Below are 16,534 nucleotides of genomic sequence, written 5' to 3'. Positions count from 1 at the left end.
ACGCTGGCCCCCGTGACGCGGTCGTATCGATGGTTTAGGCAGCCGGCTGGAGGAGCCGGTGACTCGACCATGAACTGACGTCACTTCCTCTTCGAGCCGGCCGGGCAGGGATCATTCCCTGCCCTTTCGCGTACGAGCAGCCGGCTCGACCTCGGGCGCCGGCCCCGGGGCACGGTCGGCGGAAGGAACCCCACCGTGACGACCCCGGACGCCCATCGGGTCATCGACCAGCGGATCGACCGTGTCGTGCCGCTGACCACCCCGGCCCTGCTGCTGCACGAGCTGCCCCTGGACCCGGCGCTCGCCGACGCGGTGCTGGCCGGCCGGCGTGCCGTCGGCGGCGTGCTGGACCGCGCCGACGACCGGCTGCTGGTGGTGGTCGGCCCCTGTTCGGTGCACGACCCGGCCGCCGCCCTCGAGTACGCGGGCCGGCTCCACGCGGCCGCCGACCGGCTCGCCGACGACCTGCTGGTGGTGATGCGCGTCTACTTCGAGAAGCCGCGCTCGACCGTGGGCTGGAAGGGGCTGATCAACGACCCGGGGCTGGACGGCTCCGGGGACGTCAACGGCGGTCTGCGGACCGCCCGGGCGCTCCTGCTCGACGTGCTGCGGCTGGGCCTGCCGGTGGGTTGCGAGTTCCTCGACCCGATCACCCCGCAGTACATCGCGGACACCGTGGCCTGGGGCGCGATCGGCGCGCGGACGGTGGAGAGCCAGGTGCACCGGCAGCTCGCCTCCGGCCTGTCCATGCCGATCGGGATGAAGAACCGTCCGGACGGCAGCATCTCCACGGCGGTGGACGCGATCCGCGCGGCCGGGGTGCCGCACGTGTTCCCCGGCATCGACGTCTCCGGCACCCCGGCGATCATGCACACCCGGGGCAACGCCGACGGGCACCTGGTGCTGCGCGGCGGGGGCGGCCGGCCCAACTACGACGCCGAGTCGGTGGCCGGGGCGCTGGACCTGCTGCGCGCCGCCGGGCTGCCGGAGCGGGTGGTGCTCGACGCGAGCCACGCCAACAGCGGCAAGGACCACCGCAACCAGCCGCGGGTCGCCGCCGACGTGGCCGCCCAGCTCGAGGCCGGCCAGCGCGGCATCGTCGGCATCATGCTGGAGAGCTTCCTCCAGCCCGGCCGCCAGGACCTCGACCCGACCCGCGAGCTGGAGTACGGCAAGTCGGTCACGGACGCCTGCATCGGCTGGGACACCACCGCCGACGTCCTCGACCACCTCGCCACCGCCGTCCGCGCCCGCCGCGCCACGCTGCCCACCCCCGCCTGAGCGCGCCCCCGACGCACAGCGCCGCCCGGCCCCAGAGGGGACGGGCGGCGCTGGGTGTCGGTGTGCAGGTCGCCTCTCGGCGAGTGGCGCGACGCGGCTCCAGCCGGACGGTATTCCGCGAAGGCGAATTGGGTGAGGCCCGGGGACACTGGACACACCGACGCTCTGCACAACGGCGGTACCGGGTCCGGTGTTCCGGCCGGTGCTGTGGCGGCCGTCACCCCTGCCCGGACCCGCTGACCGGGCACGGCGGCGACGTTTGACCGATTCGGGCCCGGGTAGCTGATCGGCGTGACCGACGACGCGCCCGTGACCGAGCAACCGGACACCCGGCAGCTCGACGAACTGCTCGACGACCTCTACCGGGGCCAGGAACGGATCACCCAGGCGATGATCTACCGCCGGGCGGTCGCCGCCGAACTCCCCGCCGAGCTGCTCGCCCGAATCGCCGCGCTCCCCGAGGGCGAGTACGCCGTCGACGAGGCGGCCGACCTGCTCGGCGGGACGGTGGCCTGAGACCCCGGCAGCCCCCGACCGGATCACGGAGAGGACAGTGGGATGACCGACAGCGACGACGCACGGCGGCACCACATCGAGGCGCTCGGCCAGCCACCGGAGGGCAGGGACACGCTGCCGGAACCGGACTTCGCCAACGAGCACGACCGCACCGCGGTGGACCGCGAGGTGATCACCGGGGCGGACGAGGACGAGCGGGAGCCGGAGGCGTCGCGCGGCTGGGCCGGCGAGGACCACGGCACCACCCCCACCTGAGCCCGTACGCCGCCGGTCCGGCGCACCCGGGCCGCCCGCACACCATCCGGACCGGGACCGTACGACCAGGGGCCGGCGCGTTCGCGCCGGCCCCTGGTGTCGTTCGTCGGTTACTTCTCCCGGTGGCCGCCCTCGGCCGCCTGCTGGGCGACGGCGTACCCCATCTGGAGGAAGTCGGAGGCCGCGACCGCGGTGAGCGCCGTGGCGATCAGCCGGGTGAGCCGGGGCGCGAGGACCAGCCCACCGGTGAGCCCGGTGGCCACCCAGACGGCCAGGCAGAACGGGCAGCTGACCAGCTCGCCGACGGCGTGCCGGGTGGGGCTGCCCTGGTCCCGGACCTGCTCCATCACCTCCCCGCTGCCGATCGGGTGGTCGTAGCGGGTGAACGGCGCGCGCAGCGGGCTGGTGATCGCGTCCTTGGACAGCAGCCGGCTGAGCTTGTGCGTCGCCACCGAGAGCAGCACCACGTCGGCCGGGCTGGGCCGCTCCGGCACCGGTCGCCCGGTCGCCCTCACCAGCCCCACCAGCGACGCGGTCACCGTCGCGTACGTGCCCATGGCCACCAGATAGCCGCCCAGCGGCCGCTGCTCGTGCGGCGCGTACGCCTGGCGCAGACGCGCCACCTTCTGCTTCAGGCCACTCCCGGTCACCCGGCCTCCTTGTTGGTCGTCGTGCCGACGCCGGCTCAGCCGGCCGTCAGGATTCGATCGTGGCGCCGGCTCAGCCGGCCGTCAGGGTCGGTCGTCGTGGCGCCGGCTCAACCGGCCGTCAGGTTGTCGGCCACCTCGCGGGCCAGGCTGGCCAGGATCTCGTCGGCCATGCCGTGGTCGGTGCCGGAGAGGTCGAGCCGGACCCGGGCGCCGCCGGCGTCGGCCGGCTCGACGTCGATGTCCGCCGACCAGCCGGCGGCCTCGGAGCTCCACCGGGCCCGCATGTCCTCGGCGTCGACGACCTCCACCCGGTGCGTGCCCGCGCGCCGCAGCTCCTCCGGCAGCCAGGCGGCCGACCGGTCGGGGTCGGTGGCGGTGTTGAACACCACCTCGGGCGGCGCGGACATGCCGCGCTCGGCGTGGTTGGCCATCAGGCGTCCCGCAGCCGGCTCGGGTCGACCTCCCGGCCCGGGTGCCGGGCCAGGTACTCGGTCTCCAACTCGGCGGTGCGGCGCAGGTGGTTGGCGAGCGCCGAGTCGGTGGCGTGCCGCAGCGTGTCCAGCCGGGTCCGGTGCAGGCTCTGCATCTCCCGGATCAGGTCCTCGTCGCCGAGCTCCGCCGGGTCGATGCCGAGCAGCTCGCCGTCGACGTCGGCGGTCACGGTGTCGGTGCGGGCGTGGTCGCCGTCCCACTCGGGCAGCCGCTGCTCCGGGCTGGCGTCGCCGGCACGGCGTACGGATTCGGTCATCGTCGGCCCCCTCGTCTCGTTCGGGCTGGCGTCTAAACGGATGCCCACCCGCGGTGTGGCCAAACCCCGCCACCTACGACACCGCGTCGGAGACGGCCGCAGGCCCCGGTACCCTCGATGGCATGAAACGGCTCTGGACACCGGCGTGGATCGCCCGCCACGTGGCCATGGTCGTGCTGGTCGTGGGCTTCCTCGGGCTCGGGTGGTGGCAGGTCACCCGGGCCGCCGAGGGCAACTCGCTGAGCTTCGGGTACGCGATCGAGTGGCCGGTCTTCGCCGGTTTCGTGGTCTTCGTCTGGTGGCGTGAGGTCCGGCACGCGCTGCGCGGCACGCCCGACGCGGCGGCCACCCCGGCGCCGCCGGCGGCCGCCGGGCCCGAGCCGCCCGCCACCACCCCGGCGGTACGCCGGCCGGTGCGGGTCGGCCGGACGCCGGCCGCCCCGGTCAACGGCGCGGAGGACGGCGACCTCGCCGAGTACAACCGCTACCTGTCATGGTTGAACGCCAACCCGGGCGCGAGGCCCGGTGACTATCCCGGCTGAGGCCGGCTTCGGAAGGACGGACGACGGTGGGCGGAGCCCTTACCCGGTACCGCGTGATCGCCTGGATCGTGGGCGTGGCGCTGGTGGTGCTGGTCCTGATCGGCATGCCGCTGAAGTACTTCTTCGACGACCCGACCGTGGTGGCGGTGGTCGGCACCGCGCACGGCTGGCTCTACATGATCTATCTGGCGCTCACCTTCGACCTGTCCCGCCGGGTGGAGTGGCCGTTGCGGCGGATGCTGCTCGTCATGCTGGCCGGCACGGTGCCGTTCGTGTCGTTCTACGCCGAGCGCCGGGTGAGCCGCTGGCTGGCCGCGGACGACCGGGCGCCGGCCCCGGAGCCGGTCGCCGGCTGAGCCGGCCGGCTCAGCGGGCCCGGCCGCCACACCCCGGCCGGGCCGTCCGGTCAGCGGTTCGGCCGCCACACGCCGGACGAGGCCACCGGGTCGGCCCAGCCGCCGCCCAGCCGCGCCCCCTCCCGGGCCCGTTGCAGGGCCCGGGTGACCTGACCGAACTGCCGCTCGTCGTCGCTGCTGAACAGCAGCACCTCGGCGTCGCGGTGCCGGCCCCACAGCTCGTACGCCGGCGGCCGCCAGCGGTCGCCGGCGAGCACCAGCAGCAGCGGCAGCAGCCCCACCGCGCCGAGCATCAGGTACGCGGTGGCGGTGAGCCGTTGCAGCCCGCCGGTGAAGCCGAGCAGCACCCCGACCCCGCCGATCAGGGCGCCGGAGATCGTGACGGCCCGCAGGGCGAGCCGGTCGTGCGGCCCGCGGGTGGTCCAGACCTGGGTGAGTTCGGCCACCGGCCAGCTGGCCCGGCCCACGCTGAAGCGTTCGGCGGTCACCACGATGCCCGGTTGGGCGTACAGCAGGGTCGGGGCGGCCGGTCGGGTCGACCGGGGTGGGCGGGTGGTGGAGCCATCGGTCTGCACGGCGTCCTCCCAGGGCTCGCGCGCCGGGCTCCCCCACCACCGACGAGCTGCGCCGACGCCGGTGGCGGGATTCCCGGCTCCGCGCTTCATTGTGTTGCCGGCGCGCCACCCGGGCCGGTCGTTTCCCCTGCTCACCGGTGCGCCGCCCGGCCGCCTCGCACGGTTACCAGCGCCCATTTACCGCTTTGTCGATATTTTGCGGCGCGAGGCCTGGCGACATCCGTCCAGAACGACGAATCGGGCCACCCGCGCTATTCACCCAACCGGCACCCGCGCCCGTACCGTCCGCCCGGTAGACGGTCACCGGACGTCACCGGCACCGCCTGCACTTCCTGACACTTTGCCAACATTCGCCCCTGCTTCCACTCCCGCCCCCACCCGTCCCGGGTTAGGTTGGGCGAGCCGGTCCGGTCCACCGCCATCCACCGGGATGGCCCCGGGCGGTGTCGCCGGGCGGCTCAGCGCGGCCCGGGCGACCGTGGGAGAGGAGCCTTCCGCTCTTGTCGTCACTACGGATCCTGCTGCGCAGCCTCGCGGTGGCCGGCCTCTCGGCCGTGCTCCTCGCCCCGGCGTCGGTGGCTCGGGCCGAGCCCACCCCCGCCGAGCTGACGAAGCAGATCGAGAAGTCCTCGACTGAGCTGGAGCGAATCGTCGAGTCCTACAACAAGCTCAACGAGCAGATCAAGGCGAACAAGGCCACCGCGGCCTCGTTGCAGGCCCGGATCGGCCCGCTGCAGGCGCAGGCCGAGCGGAGCCAGGCCGACGTGGGCCTGCTCGCCGCCACCGCGTACAAGACCGGTGGGATGCGCACCGCCCAGGCGCTGCTGGAGCCGGGCGGGTCGACCTCGCTGCCGGAGCGGCTCGGCGCACTGGACCAGTTGAGCCGGCAGCGGCAGCAGACCATCGACGGTTTCACCACCGACCAGCGGAAGCTCATCGATCAGAAGAGCCAGCTGGACACCACGCTGGCCCGGCAGGCCGCGCAGGCCAAGCAGCTCACCGCGGGCAAGAAGAAGATCGAGGCGGATCTCGCCCGCCTCTACCAGCTCCGCCGCCAGGCGTACGGGCGGGCCACCGAGGCGCCGTCCAGCGCCGGCTCGGCCGGCAGCCCGCCGGCCATCTCCGGCTCCGCCGGCACGGCGGTGCGGTACGCGTACGGTGCGGTCGGCAAGCCGTACGTCTACGGGGCGGACGGCCCCAGCGGCTACGACTGCTCGGGGCTGACCCTGGCCGCCTGGCGGGCGGCCGGCAAGTCGCTGCCGCACAACGCCGCCATGCAGTGGGACGCCACGGTCCGGATCAGCCGCAGCTCGCTGCGCCCCGGCGACCTGGTCTTCTATTCGGGCCTCGGGCACGTGGCGATCTACGTGGGCAGCGGCCAGATCATCGACGCGCCCAGCGCGGGCCGCAACGTCAGCAAGCGCGGCATGGGCATCATGCCGATCGCCGGCTACGGCCGGGTCCGCTGATCGCCTCCAGATACGGCGAACGGCCGGCGTCCCCCTATCGGACGCCGGCCGTTCGTGTTGCCATTGTTCCCTGGTCAGGCCGCCTGCAGTCCCTCGGCCCGGGCCAGCTCGCGGAGCCGGCCGAGGGCCTGGATCTCCAGCTGGCGGATCCGCTCCCGGGAGAGCGAGAACCGCGAGGCGACCTCGGTGAGCGAGTGCTCCCGGCCGTCCTCCAGGCCGTACCGGGCCCGCATGATGCCGGCGGACCGGTCGTCGAGGTGGTTGAGCAGACCCTCGATCCGCTGCCGCTCGAGGCCGGTGAGGACGATCTCCTCCGGCGACGGGGCGTCGCTGTCGGCCACCAGGTCGCCGAGTTTGGTGTCGCCGTCGTCGCCCACCGGGGTGTCCAGCGAGACGGTGTCCTGCGACCAGCGGACCAGCTCGTTGACCCGCTCGACGGTGACCCCGAGCGCGGCCGCGATCTGCTCCGGCTCCGGGTCGCTGCCCAGCTCGCGGGTGAGCTGGCGGGCGACGTTGCGCATCCGGTTGACGTCCTCCACCAGGTGGACCGGCAACCGCACGGTCCGCTCCTGCTGGGCGATCGCCCGGCTGATCGCCTGGCGGATCCACCAGGTGGCGTAGGTGGAGAACTTGTAGCCACGCTCGTAGTCGAACTTCTCGACCGCCCGGACCAGGCCGGTGTTGCCCTCCTGGATCAGGTCCAGCATGGGCATGCCCGAGCGCACGTAGCGGCGGGCGATCGACACGACCAGTCGCAGGTTGGCGCGGATGAACAGGTCCTTCGCGCGCTCCCCCTCGACGACCAGCCGCTCCAGCTCGTCCCGGCCGACGCCGGCGGGCACCCGGTCCTCGCCGAGCAGGTGCTCGGCGTAGAGGCCGGCCTCGATCGCCTTGGAGAGTTCGACCTCCTTGGCGGCGTCCAGCAGCGGCGTCCGGGAGATCTCGTGCAGGTAGACGCCGACCAGGTCCCGCTCCTCGGCGACCTCGTCGGTACGCATGCCGATGTTCTTGTCCACGATTGCCACGGTCCCCTCGCTCGCGCCGGTTGCCCGGTTCCTTGCCATCCCCACGTTCATCAGCCCTCCCCGTAACCTCCGCTGTGCCCGTAGGTGCTGACACCTACACAACAGATGAGACGCGTCGGGGATTCCATGTCGTGAGTCGAAACTGTCACGAATGCCTGAGTAGTAGCTGAGAGCCCGATCCATGTTCCCTGTCAGGACCCCTGCTCGGACGACTCGCGTACACCCCGCTGAACCGGGTGTCGGAGCTGCGGAATCGTCGTCCGCCCATGGAACCGCACCATTGCGAGATCCATGAGCCCGCCCGACCCGCGTCACCGGGCACTGCGATCCTGGTCACTGCGAGATACGCGTCCGCGGACCGGTCGGTTCAGCCTCGGGAGAGGATTACCCCACGCCTGGTTGAACAATCCGCAGGGCCGCGGACGTCCCCCCGTACGAGTGATCCGCGTCGCACCCCGCGCCGCGGGCGGCCCGGCGGGCCGGGGCGGCTCAGGAGGCGAGCAGGGCGAGCGCGCCGCGGACCTGGTCGGCGGAGCGGGCCAGGGCGGCCCGGGCAGCGGAGATCTCCGCGCCGGAGACGAGTGCGACCAGCGCGGTCTTGAGGTCGCCGTCGGCCTCGTGCAGGGCCGCCTGGCAGACCTCCTCGGCGCAGCCGGTGGCCTCCATCAGAATCGAGATCATGCGGCCACGGAGTTTGGCGTTGGTGGCCACCATGTCGATCATCAGGTTCGAGTAGACCCGGCCGAGTCGCACCATGACGGCCGTGGAGAACGTGTTGAGCACCAGCTTCTGCGCGGTGCCCGCCTTCATCCGGGTCGAACCGGTGACCACCTCGGGCCCGGTGTCCACCCCGATGAAGACGTCGACCGACGAGGCGGCCTCGGCCTCCGGATTGGCGCAGAGCAGCACCGTCGAGGCACCCTGGGCCCGGGACGCGGCGAGCGCCCCGAGGACGTACGGGGTGCGCCCGCTGGCCGCCAGGCCGACCACCAGGTCGCCGGGGCCGACGCACTCGGCGGCCTCGGCGGCGCCGCCGCCCTCGGCGTCCTCGGCGTCCTCCACGGCGTGCCACATCGCCTCGGGCCCGCCGGCCAGGTGGGCGCAGAACCAGTGCCGCGGCGAGTTGAAGGTGGGGGCCAGCTCGGCGGCGTCGAGCACGCCCAGCCGGCCGGACGTGCCGGCGCCGAAGTAGTGCACCCGGCCTCCGCCGCGCAGCGCCGCGACCGCCAGGTCGACGGTCTCGGCGATCTCGTCGAGCACGGCGGCCACCGCGGCCGGCACCCGCCGGTCCGCGTCGTTGATCACGGTGAGCACGTCCCGGGTCGACATCAGGTCGAGATCGACGCTGTGCGGGTTACGCCGCTCGGTGGGGGCCCCGACGCGCACCACGGGCCGCACCGTGGCCACCTCGTCCGGCTCCACCCGACCCGCCGTCATGCCCGCCTCCGCCCGGCGCCCACCCGGTGCGACCGGACGGCCTCGGCCGTCGCCTCCAGGGCCTTGCGGGCCTTGGCCCGGTTGCGGGCGGCCACCCCCACGAAGAGGCAGTCGACCACGGTCAACTGGGCCAGCCGGCTGGCCATCGCGCCGGAGCGGTAGGTGGTCTCCCGGGCGGCGGTGGTGAGCACGAAGTCGGCGACCTCGGTGATCGGCGAGCGCGGGAAGTTGGTCAGCGCCACCGTGGTGGCACCGCGCGCCCGGGCCTGCTCCAGCACCTCGATCACGTCGGAGGTGGTGCCGGTGTGCGAGATGCCGACCGCGACGTCGCCGCGGCCGAGCAGCGCGGCCGAGGTCAGCGCCGTGTGCACGTCGGGGAAGTAGAAGGCGGTCCGGCCGATGCGGTGCAGCTTCTGCTGGAAGTCGGAGGCGACGAAACCGCTGGCGCCGGCGCCGTAGACGTCGATCCGTCCGGCCGCGACGATCGCCTCGACCACCTGCTCGCAGGCCGCCGGGTCGAGTTGCTCCGCGGTCTCCTCGACGGCGCGCGCGTCGTTGAAGGCGATGGTCGCGATGATCTGGGCGAGGTCGGCGCCGGGCGGGATGTCACCGCCGACCACCCGGGCGTCCGGCGGCTCGATCCGGCGGGCGGCCTCGGCGGCGAGCCGGATCCGGAGTTGCGGGTAGCCGTCCATGCCGACCGACCGGCAGAACCGGATGACGGTGGCCTCGGATGTCTCGGCGGCGGTGGCGAGGTCTGTGATGGTGCGCCGGGCGGCGTCGGCCGGATCGGAGACGACCAGCCGGGCCACCCGCTGCTCGGCCGGGGACAGCGAGGGGAGCAGCCCGCTGATGTGGACGATCAGTCCACCGGGCTCGTGACTCGCAGAAATCTTCGGACTCTTCGCCACGGATGAAACTTACTTTCACGAGCGCGGACCGTCAACCATGACGCCGCGTATCGGGAAAAGTACCGCCTTCCGCACGCGGCCCGCCCGGCAAGGGTCCCATTCCCGCAGCCCGGCCGCCTCCTCCGGACCGGTGGACTCGACCGCCCCGGCCCACCCGCGGCTCGGCTGTCGTGCACGCGACGCAGACCGGACGGCCGGGTCCGGGTCACCGGACGGTGTGGGCGGACCCGGCGGCGCCCGCCAGCCCTCATCGATCGGCGCAAATCCCGCCCCGCGCACCCCCGGGTCCGGGCCGGCCGCTAGCGTGGGCCCCATGGCGGAACGCACGGTGCTGGTGACCGGAGGCACGGGCGGGCTGGGCGGTGCGGTCACCGCGGCCTTCCTGACGGCCGGCTGGCGGGTGGTCGTACCGGAACGGGCGAGTGCGGGGCCGGCGCCGGCGGGCACCGCGCCCGTCCGGGTGACCGCGGACCTGCTGGAACCCGCCGGGGCGGCCCGGGCGGTCGAGGCGGCCACCGCCGACCCCGCGGCGCCGCTGCGCGCCGTGGTCAACCTCGTCGGCGGGTACGCCAGCGGCGGGCTGGTGCACGAGACCCCGGTCGACGAGTTCGACCGGATGCTGCGGCTCAACCTGCGCCCGACGTACCTGGTCACCCAGGCGGCGCTGCCGCACCTGGTGGCGGCCGGCGGCGGCGCGGTGGTCTGCGTGTCGGCCCGGGCCGCGGTGGCGCCGTTCCCCGGCGCGGCCGGCTACGTCACCGCCAAGGCCGCCGTGCTCGCCTTCGCCAACGCGGTGGCGGTGGAGTACCGGCAGCGCGGCGTGCGGTGCAACACGGTGCTGCCCAGCGTCATCGACACCCCGGCCAACCGGGCCGCCCAGCCGGACGCCGACCACCGGCGCTGGGTCCCGCCCGCCGAGATCGCCACGGTGATCCGCTTCCTGGCCTCCGACGACTCCGCGCCCACCAGCGGGGCGAGCATCCCGGTCTACGGCCGGGCCTGAGCCGGCACCGGGCCACCCCGGTCCGCACCGCCACCCGGCGGCCGGGTGCCGGCCGGCGACGGTCCGGGCGACGCCGGTGGATCGTCCGGGAACCACTCGGTGAGGTGGGCGCGGATCCGGTGGGAGACCTCCTCCGGGCTGCCGTTGGCGTCGACCACCACGAAGCTGGCGTACTCCGGCAGGGTCCGGTAGGCGGTCGCGGCGGCGGTGAGCCAGCGCATGCTCTCGTGGTCCGTGCCGCGCCGTTCGATCCGCCGGTACGCCTCGACCGGATCGACGGCGAGCAGGAAGGTGACCTGGGGCGCCGGGAAGAACCGGTAGCCGGCCCGGGCCAGCCGCTCCCAGCGCTGCCCGCCGTGCGCCCGGATGCTGGCGTACTGGCAGGCCGCGTAGCGGTCCATCACCGCGGTGCGGCCGGTCACCAGGCAGCTCAGCAGGGCCAGCGCGATGGCGAGCCAGCGCAGCACGGACTCGACGGCGAGCAGGCCGTCCCGCCCGACGAGGCGTTGCGCGTCCGGCCGGCCGAGGCGGTGGGCGAGCCGGCCCAGCCAGCGGCGACCGCCCGCGTTGCGGTGGTAGGTGGCGGGGTGGCCGGCGGCGGAGAGCGCCGCGGCGAGCCGGTGCGCCTGGGTGGTCTTGCCCGAACCGTCGATGCCGATCAGGGCGACGGCGCGCAGTCGGGCCCTGCCGCGCCGCACCCGCAGTGACCTGGCCACCTCCCCGAGGTTATCCGACCCGCACACCACATCGCCGATTTGTCCGCTGCCGTCCCCCTCCCGCACCTGCGGGGCGGGGACAGGTGTGACCGACCGGTACGCCGGGTACGCAAGTTCATTCCCACCGCCACCCACGACGACGGGAGAACCAGACATGGCCGAGCGCGGGGACGAGACCCTGGTGCACACCTTGAAGAAGGTCGCCGCCGTGCTCAAGCAGACCGACATCCCCTTCGCGCTCGGCGGCAGCTTCGCCGTGTACGCCCACGGCGGCCACTCCAGCGACCACGACGTCGACTTCCTGATCCGGGAGCAGGACGTCGACCAGGCGCTGGAGGCCCTGGTGGCGGCCGGTTTCACCGCCGAGCGCCCGCCCGAGGACTGGCTGGTCAAGGTCTATGACGAGGGGCGGATGGTCGACCTGATCCACCGCCCGATCGAGACCCCGGTGACCGAGGAGACCTTCGCCGACACCATCGTGCGGCCGGTGGACGCCATCCACATGCCGGTCCTCTCGGCCAGCCAGCTCATGGTGCACAAGCTGCTCAGCTTCTCGCAGCACTACTGCGACTTCGCCCGCGCCCTGCCACTGGCCCGTTCGCTGCGGGAACAGATCGACTGGGACCGGGTACGGAAGGAGACGCAGCACTCGCCGTACGCCGAGGCGTTCCTGGTGCTGCTCGACCGCCTGGACGTGCTGCCCGGCGCGTCCGCAGGAAGGGAGACCCCGTGACCGGACCGCACGGCGACGCCCCGCCCGACGAGTACCTCGAGGCGGAGATCCAGAGCATGCTCGCCGAGGACCCGTCCGTCGCCGAACAGGGCATCACCGTGGTGCACCGCGAGCGCGGGCTGGTGATCTACGGCGAGGTGGAGAGCCCGCACCGGCGGGAGGAGATCCTGCGCCGGGTCGCCGAGCGCTTCCCCCACGTGCCGATCACCAGCGACATCGGGGTGATCCGCACCCAGGCGCCCAGCCAGGTCGAGGAGCTGCCGTGAGGGAGGTTCGATGGTGATCCGGATCGCCGCCGTCGGAGACGTGCACCTGGACGAGGACGTGGTGGGCCGGTTCCGGCCGGCGCTGGAGGAACTGCCCGACTGCGCGGACGTGCTGCTGCTGGCCGGGGACCTGACCCGGCACGGCACCGAGGCCGAGGCGCGCTGCGTGGCGCAGGAGTTCGGCAACCTCGGGGTGCCGGTGATCACGGTGCTCGGCAACCACGACCACCAGTGCGACCAGGTGCCACAGGTGGTGAAGGTGCTGGAGGACGTCGGGATCACCGTGCTGGAGGGGACCGGGATCGTCCTCGACTGCGCCGGCGGGCGGCTCGGCGTGGCCGGGGTGAAGGGCTTCGGCGGCGGCTTCGCCGGCCGCTGCGCCAGCGACTTCGGCGAGCCGGAGATGAAGGCGTTCGTGCGGACCACCCGGGAGAGCGCCGACGCGCTCGCGGCGGCGCTGCTCGGGCTCGACTGCGACCGGCTGGTCGCGTTGACCCACTACTCGCCGGTGCCGGACACGCTGGCCGGCGAACCGCTGGAGATCTATCCGTTCCTCGGCTGCTACCAGCTCGGCCAGGCGATCGACTCGGCGCCCACCGCGCTGGCCCTGCACGGGCACGCCCACCACGGCAGCGAGCGCGGCACCACCCCCGGCGGGGTGCGGGTCCGCAACGTCGCCCACCCGGTGATCAAGCAGGCGTACAGCATCTTCCACCTGGGAGATCAGCTGGACTGACGGGCAGGTTTCCTGGATCGGACCACCGGGTATTCAGCCGCCATGGAGCTGATTCTCTGGATTCTCGCAGTCGTACTGGTGGTCGCCGGCATCCTCGCGCTGTTCCGCCGGCAGATCCTCTGGGGCATCGTCCTCATCATCGTCGGTCTGCTCGTCGGCCCGGGTGGCGTCAGCATCTTCAATTAGCCGACAGGTCGTTTCCACCCCTGACCCGCCGGGGTCGTCGGGCCCGGATCTCCGTCCTCCCAGACAGGAGCTTCCGGCCCCGGCGACCTCGGCGTTCGGCGTGTCCGGCCCGGTTTGCCGACCGGTCGGCCGGGGCATGCCGGGGTATGACGATCTCCGGGAGCATCCGGCGCGCCGGCCGCGGCGCGCGGCGGTGGTGGGCCCTGCTCGGCTTCGGCGCGGCGGTGACCGCGGCCGCGGCGGTGGGTGGGCTCGGCGTGCGGGGCACCAGCGAGCAGTACGCGGGCCTCGCGCAGCCGTCCTGGGCGCCGCCGTCCTGGCTCTTCGGCCCGGTCTGGACCGTGCTCTACGGGCTGATCGCGGTCGCCGGCTGGCTGGTCTGGCAGCGGGCCGGTTGGGGCCCGGCGCTCTGGGCCTGGGTGGTCCAGCTGGTACTGAACGCGATCTGGACCCCGCTCTTCTTCGCCGCCGGCCGGTACGGCCTCGCGTTCGCCGAGATCGTGCTGATGTGGCTGGCCGTCGGGGCGACCGTGGTGCTGTCCGGGCGGGTCTCCCGGCCGGCGGCTGGGCTGCTGGCCCCGTACTGGGCCTGGGTCACCTTCGCGGCCGCCCTCAACTTCACCATCTGGCGGCTGAACAGCTGAGCCCGTGGGGCCCCGGGTCGGGGCCCCACGGCCCGGGTCAGCAGCGGGGCACGCCCGGGATGTAGCCGTCGTAGCCGGTGTAGACGTAGGCGTCGGAGATGAACCGACCGGAGCCGATCCGATCCCAGATCGTGCTGGTGCCGTAGGTGCCGCTGACCGAGGTGCCGCTGGTCTGGCAGTAGATGGTCACCTTCGCGCCGTCGGCCACCGTGCCGACCGCGCTGTAGCCGGTGCCCGGGCCCGAGCGGACGGTCAGCGCCACACCGGAGGTCGTGTTCACGGTGCCGGCGCCGGTGTTCGCGCCGGAGCAGCCGTTGTCGCTGGTGTAGGTCTTGGTGCCCCAGTAGAGGGCCAGGGCCCCGTTGAACCGGACCTGGACGTCGCTGCCGTTGAGCCGCTGCTCGTAGTGCAGGTGCGGGCCGGTGGAGCCGCCGGTGCTGCCCACGTACCCGATCACCCGGCCGTAGCCGACGGTCTGCCCGACCGAGACGTTGAAGCTGCTCAGGTGCGCGTAGTAGGTGGTGTAGCCGTTGCCGTGGTCGATCCGGACGTACTTGCCGTAGCTGGTGCCGCCGAGGTCGGTGACCCGGTCGACGGTGCCGGGGGCGCTGGCCACCACCGGGTCACCGAGGTCGTCGGTGCGGTTGAAGTCGACGGCGTACGCCGGGCTGTGGTCGGACCGGGTCTGCCCGGACCAGGACTGGTTGCACGGGAACGGGACCTTGAAGGTCGGCGCCGCCATGGCCGGGGCCGCCGGCACCAGGGTGGCCGCGAGGACCGCGCCCACGGTTGCGAGGCTGAACCACCGCTTGCGCATCCACTGCCTCCTATGTCGAATTCTTTCGATGGGATAGGGACAGGGTGACAGAAACCTCCATCGATGGGAAGGGACCGCCGGTGATGGCTCGATGGGCGGAGTGTGGGAGCGTGTCCAACTGCCGGTGGGCGGGTTTCTGGATTGTTACCGGGCCGTGTCCGCCAGGGGGTGGACCTGGGCGGATGCAAGCGCTTACATGTGGGGACGACCATCGGACCGGCGCGGGTTCGATTCCCTCCACGCGCCGGCTAGGAAGGAGATCGGCATGGCGTTTGCCAGATCGCGCCAGGCTCTCGCGATCGCCGGCGTGCTGGGCCTGGCGCTCGGCATCACCGCCTGCGGCACGGGCAACGACAAGAAGAGCAGCAAGGCGGGCTCCGCCGAGTGCGCCGCATACGAGAAGTACCAGGGCCACGACGGCAAGAAGGTCAGCATCTACTCGTCGATCCGGGACATCGAGGCCGACCGCCTCAACGAGTCCTGGAAGCAGTTCGAGGAGTGCACCGGCATCGACATCGACCACGAGGGCAACGCCGAGTTCGAGGCGCAGCTCCCCGTGCGGGTCGACGGCGGCAACGCGCCGGACCTCGCCTTCATCCCGCAGCCGGGCCTGCTGAAGCGGTTCGTCGACGCGGGCAAGCTCAAGCCGGTCGGCGCCGACACCAAGGCCATGGCGGAGCAGAACTACTCCCCCGACTGGCTGAAGTACAGCACCGTCAACGGCCAGCTCTACGGCGCCCCGCTCGGCTCCAACGTGAAGTCCTTCGTGTGGTACTCGCCGAAGACCTTCAAGGAGAAGGGCTGGACCGTCCCCACCACGTGGGACGACATGATCAAGCTCTCCGACCAGATCGCGGCCAGCGGCACCAAGCCGTGGTGCGCCGGCATCGAGTCCGGTGACGCCACCGGCTGGCCGGCCACCGACTGGATCGAGGACGTGCTGCTGCGTACCGGCGGCCCCGAGGTCTACGACCAGTGGACCACCCACCAGATCCCGTTCAACGACCCGAAGGTCGTCGACGCGGTCAACCGGGCCGGCACCATCCTGAAGAACGAGAAGTACGTCAACGGTGGCTTCGGCGGCGTGAAGAGCATCGCCACCACCGCGTTCCAGGAGGGCGGCACGCCGATCACCACCGGCAAGTGCGCGCTGCACCGGCAGGCGTCCTTCTACGCCAACCAGTGGCCGCAGGGCACCAAGGTGGCCGAGGACGGCGACGTCTTCGCGTTCTACTTCCCGGCCATCGACCCGGCCAAGGGCAAGCCGGTGCTGGGCGGCGGCGAGTTCGTCGGCGCGTTCAACGACCGGCCCGAGGTCCAGGCGGTGCAGACCTACCTGGCCTCCGGCGAGTACGCCAACAGCCGCGCCAAGATCGGTGACTGGGTGTCCGCGAACAAGAAGCTGGACCTGAACAACGTCCCGAACCCGGTGGACAAGCTCTCCGTGGGCATCCTCCAGGACGAGAAGACGGTCTTCCGCTTCGACGGCTCGGACCTGATGCCGGCCGCGGTCGGCGCCGGCACCTTCTGGAAGGGCATGGTGGCCTGGATCAACGGCAAGGACACCAACTCCGTCCTGAACGGCATCGAGGGTAGCTGGAAGTGAGCTGAGCAGGTGGCCCGGTCCGCGTCGTGGACCGGGCCACCGCTCACAACCGAACCCTTGAA

21 protein-coding genes and 1 pseudogene are annotated in these 16,534 nt (G+C 72.8%); 13 read left to right on the top strand and 9 right to left on the bottom strand.

Annotated features, from left to right (window positions below; all coding sequences use genetic code 11):
* Positions 1 to 195 precede the first annotated feature (195 nt).
* From AB0I11_RS13425 to AB0I11_RS13415, 3 genes are all read left to right on the top strand, one after another.
* A complete protein-coding gene (locus tag AB0I11_RS13425) occupies positions 196 to 1,281 on the top strand; it encodes a 3-deoxy-7-phosphoheptulonate synthase (protein ID WP_357318475.1) in 1,086 nt (361 codons plus the stop codon).
* A 291-nt stretch (positions 1,282 to 1,572) separates the two neighbouring features.
* Positions 1,573 to 1,797: a hypothetical protein gene (locus tag AB0I11_RS13420; protein WP_357318472.1), complete on the top strand. Its 225-nt coding sequence runs from the start codon at positions 1,573 to 1,575 to the stop codon at positions 1,795 to 1,797.
* Between the two features lie 42 nt (positions 1,798 to 1,839).
* Complete coding sequence (locus tag AB0I11_RS13415) at positions 1,840 to 2,052, top strand: hypothetical protein (RefSeq protein WP_046566178.1); 213 nt, start codon at positions 1,840 to 1,842, stop codon at positions 2,050 to 2,052.
* 110 nt (positions 2,053 to 2,162) lie between these two features.
* Here AB0I11_RS13415 and AB0I11_RS13410 read toward each other — a convergent pair whose 3' ends face one another.
* The 3 genes from AB0I11_RS13410 to AB0I11_RS13400 form a co-directional block, all read right to left on the bottom strand.
* On the bottom strand, positions 2,163 to 2,702 hold the full coding sequence (locus tag AB0I11_RS13410) for a DUF1360 domain-containing protein (protein ID WP_357318468.1): 540 nt from the start codon (positions 2,700 to 2,702) through the stop codon (positions 2,163 to 2,165).
* Between the two features lie 107 nt (positions 2,703 to 2,809).
* A complete protein-coding gene (locus AB0I11_RS13405; protein WP_357318465.1) occupies positions 2,810 to 3,133 on the bottom strand; it encodes a hypothetical protein in 324 nt (107 codons plus the stop codon).
* A complete protein-coding gene (locus AB0I11_RS13400) occupies positions 3,133 to 3,450 on the bottom strand; it encodes a DUF6158 family protein (RefSeq protein ID WP_357318462.1) in 318 nt (105 codons plus the stop codon). The genes AB0I11_RS13405 and AB0I11_RS13400 overlap by 1 nt, the downstream gene beginning before the upstream one ends.
* A 122-nt stretch (positions 3,451 to 3,572) precedes the next feature.
* Here AB0I11_RS13400 and AB0I11_RS13395 point away from each other — a divergent pair, with 122 nt between their 5' ends.
* Both AB0I11_RS13395 and AB0I11_RS13390 read left to right on the top strand, forming a co-directional pair.
* Positions 3,573 to 3,992, top strand: a complete 420-nt coding sequence (locus AB0I11_RS13395) for a hypothetical protein (RefSeq protein ID WP_357318458.1) — start codon at positions 3,573 to 3,575, stop codon at positions 3,990 to 3,992.
* A gap of 26 nt (positions 3,993 to 4,018) precedes the next feature.
* Positions 4,019 to 4,348 (top strand): DUF3817 domain-containing protein, encoded by a 330-nt coding sequence (locus AB0I11_RS13390; RefSeq protein WP_357318455.1) that lies wholly within the window; start codon positions 4,019 to 4,021, stop codon positions 4,346 to 4,348.
* 50 nt (positions 4,349 to 4,398) lie between these two features.
* Here the strand turns inward: AB0I11_RS13390 and AB0I11_RS13385 are convergent, their stop codons facing one another.
* The gene (locus AB0I11_RS13385) at positions 4,399 to 4,923 is read right to left on the bottom strand and encodes a DUF6232 family protein (protein WP_357318452.1); all 525 of its coding nucleotides are present in this window, start codon (positions 4,921 to 4,923) and stop codon (positions 4,399 to 4,401) included.
* A gap of 500 nt (positions 4,924 to 5,423) precedes the next feature.
* Here AB0I11_RS13385 and AB0I11_RS13380 point away from each other — a divergent pair, with 500 nt between their 5' ends.
* On the top strand, positions 5,424 to 6,392 hold the full coding sequence (locus AB0I11_RS13380; RefSeq protein ID WP_357318448.1) for an NlpC/P60 family protein: 969 nt from the start codon (positions 5,424 to 5,426) through the stop codon (positions 6,390 to 6,392).
* 74 nt (positions 6,393 to 6,466) lie between these two features.
* On the opposite strand, the gene AB0I11_RS13375 is transcribed toward AB0I11_RS13380, so the two are convergent.
* The 3 genes from AB0I11_RS13375 to AB0I11_RS13365 form a co-directional block, all read right to left on the bottom strand.
* The gene (locus AB0I11_RS13375; RefSeq protein ID WP_357318736.1) at positions 6,467 to 7,456 is read right to left on the bottom strand and encodes a sigma-70 family RNA polymerase sigma factor; all 990 of its coding nucleotides are present in this window, start codon (positions 7,454 to 7,456) and stop codon (positions 6,467 to 6,469) included.
* 450 nt (positions 7,457 to 7,906) lie between these two features.
* On the bottom strand, positions 7,907 to 8,854 hold the full coding sequence (murQ, locus tag AB0I11_RS13370; protein WP_357318445.1) for an N-acetylmuramic acid 6-phosphate etherase: 948 nt from the start codon (positions 8,852 to 8,854) through the stop codon (positions 7,907 to 7,909).
* A complete protein-coding gene (locus tag AB0I11_RS13365; RefSeq protein WP_357318442.1) occupies positions 8,851 to 9,765 on the bottom strand; it encodes a MurR/RpiR family transcriptional regulator in 915 nt (304 codons plus the stop codon). Before AB0I11_RS13365 ends, murQ begins: the two co-directional genes overlap by 4 nt.
* Positions 9,766 to 10,078: 313 nt before the next feature.
* Between AB0I11_RS13365 and AB0I11_RS13360 the strand changes: the two genes are divergently transcribed.
* Positions 10,079 to 10,768, top strand: coding sequence for an SDR family NAD(P)-dependent oxidoreductase (locus tag AB0I11_RS13360; protein ID WP_357318439.1), 690 nt, complete (start codon positions 10,079 to 10,081; stop codon positions 10,766 to 10,768).
* Here the strand turns inward: AB0I11_RS13360 and AB0I11_RS13355 are convergent.
* Positions 10,753 to 11,484, bottom strand: coding sequence for a dTMP kinase (locus AB0I11_RS13355; protein ID WP_357318436.1), 732 nt, complete (start codon positions 11,482 to 11,484; stop codon positions 10,753 to 10,755). The genes AB0I11_RS13360 and AB0I11_RS13355 overlap by 16 nt on opposite strands.
* A 154-nt stretch (positions 11,485 to 11,638) precedes the next feature.
* Here AB0I11_RS13355 and AB0I11_RS13350 point away from each other — a divergent pair, with 154 nt between their 5' ends.
* From AB0I11_RS13350 to AB0I11_RS13330, 5 genes and pseudogenes are all read left to right on the top strand, one after another.
* Entirely contained in the window at positions 11,639 to 12,217 is a 579-nt protein-coding gene (locus AB0I11_RS13350; protein WP_357318434.1) for a nucleotidyltransferase, read from the top strand.
* A gap of 56 nt (positions 12,218 to 12,273) precedes the next feature.
* Positions 12,274 to 12,483 carry a hypothetical protein gene (locus tag AB0I11_RS13345; protein WP_357318733.1) on the top strand — a complete coding sequence of 70 codons (210 nt, stop codon included), beginning with the start codon at positions 12,274 to 12,276 and terminating at the stop codon, positions 12,481 to 12,483.
* A gap of 10 nt (positions 12,484 to 12,493) precedes the next feature.
* A pseudogene (locus AB0I11_RS13340) lies at positions 12,494 to 13,271 on the top strand (metallophosphoesterase).
* The gene (locus AB0I11_RS13335; protein ID WP_165435832.1) at positions 13,262 to 13,405 is read left to right on the top strand and encodes a GPGG-motif small membrane protein; all 144 of its coding nucleotides are present in this window, start codon (positions 13,262 to 13,264) and stop codon (positions 13,403 to 13,405) included. The pseudogene AB0I11_RS13340 and the gene AB0I11_RS13335 overlap by 10 nt, the downstream one beginning before the upstream one ends.
* A gap of 146 nt (positions 13,406 to 13,551) precedes the next feature.
* Positions 13,552 to 14,049: a TspO/MBR family protein gene (locus AB0I11_RS13330; RefSeq protein ID WP_357318430.1), complete on the top strand. Its 498-nt coding sequence runs from the start codon at positions 13,552 to 13,554 to the stop codon at positions 14,047 to 14,049.
* A 37-nt stretch (positions 14,050 to 14,086) separates the two neighbouring features.
* Here AB0I11_RS13330 and AB0I11_RS13325 read toward each other — a convergent pair whose 3' ends face one another.
* The gene (locus AB0I11_RS13325) at positions 14,087 to 14,866 is read right to left on the bottom strand and encodes a peptidoglycan DD-metalloendopeptidase family protein (RefSeq protein ID WP_357318427.1); all 780 of its coding nucleotides are present in this window, start codon (positions 14,864 to 14,866) and stop codon (positions 14,087 to 14,089) included.
* Between the two features lie 265 nt (positions 14,867 to 15,131).
* Here AB0I11_RS13325 and AB0I11_RS13320 point away from each other — a divergent pair, with 265 nt between their 5' ends.
* Complete coding sequence (locus AB0I11_RS13320) at positions 15,132 to 16,472, top strand: ABC transporter substrate-binding protein (RefSeq protein ID WP_357318423.1); 1,341 nt, start codon at positions 15,132 to 15,134, stop codon at positions 16,470 to 16,472.
* Positions 16,473 to 16,534: the final 62 nt, after the last annotated feature.

The organism is Micromonospora sp. NPDC050495 (genome assembly GCF_040655175.1).
GTDB lineage: Bacteria > Actinomycetota > Actinomycetes > Mycobacteriales > Micromonosporaceae > Micromonospora.
This window is presented reverse-complemented; position numbering and strand designations above follow the sequence as displayed.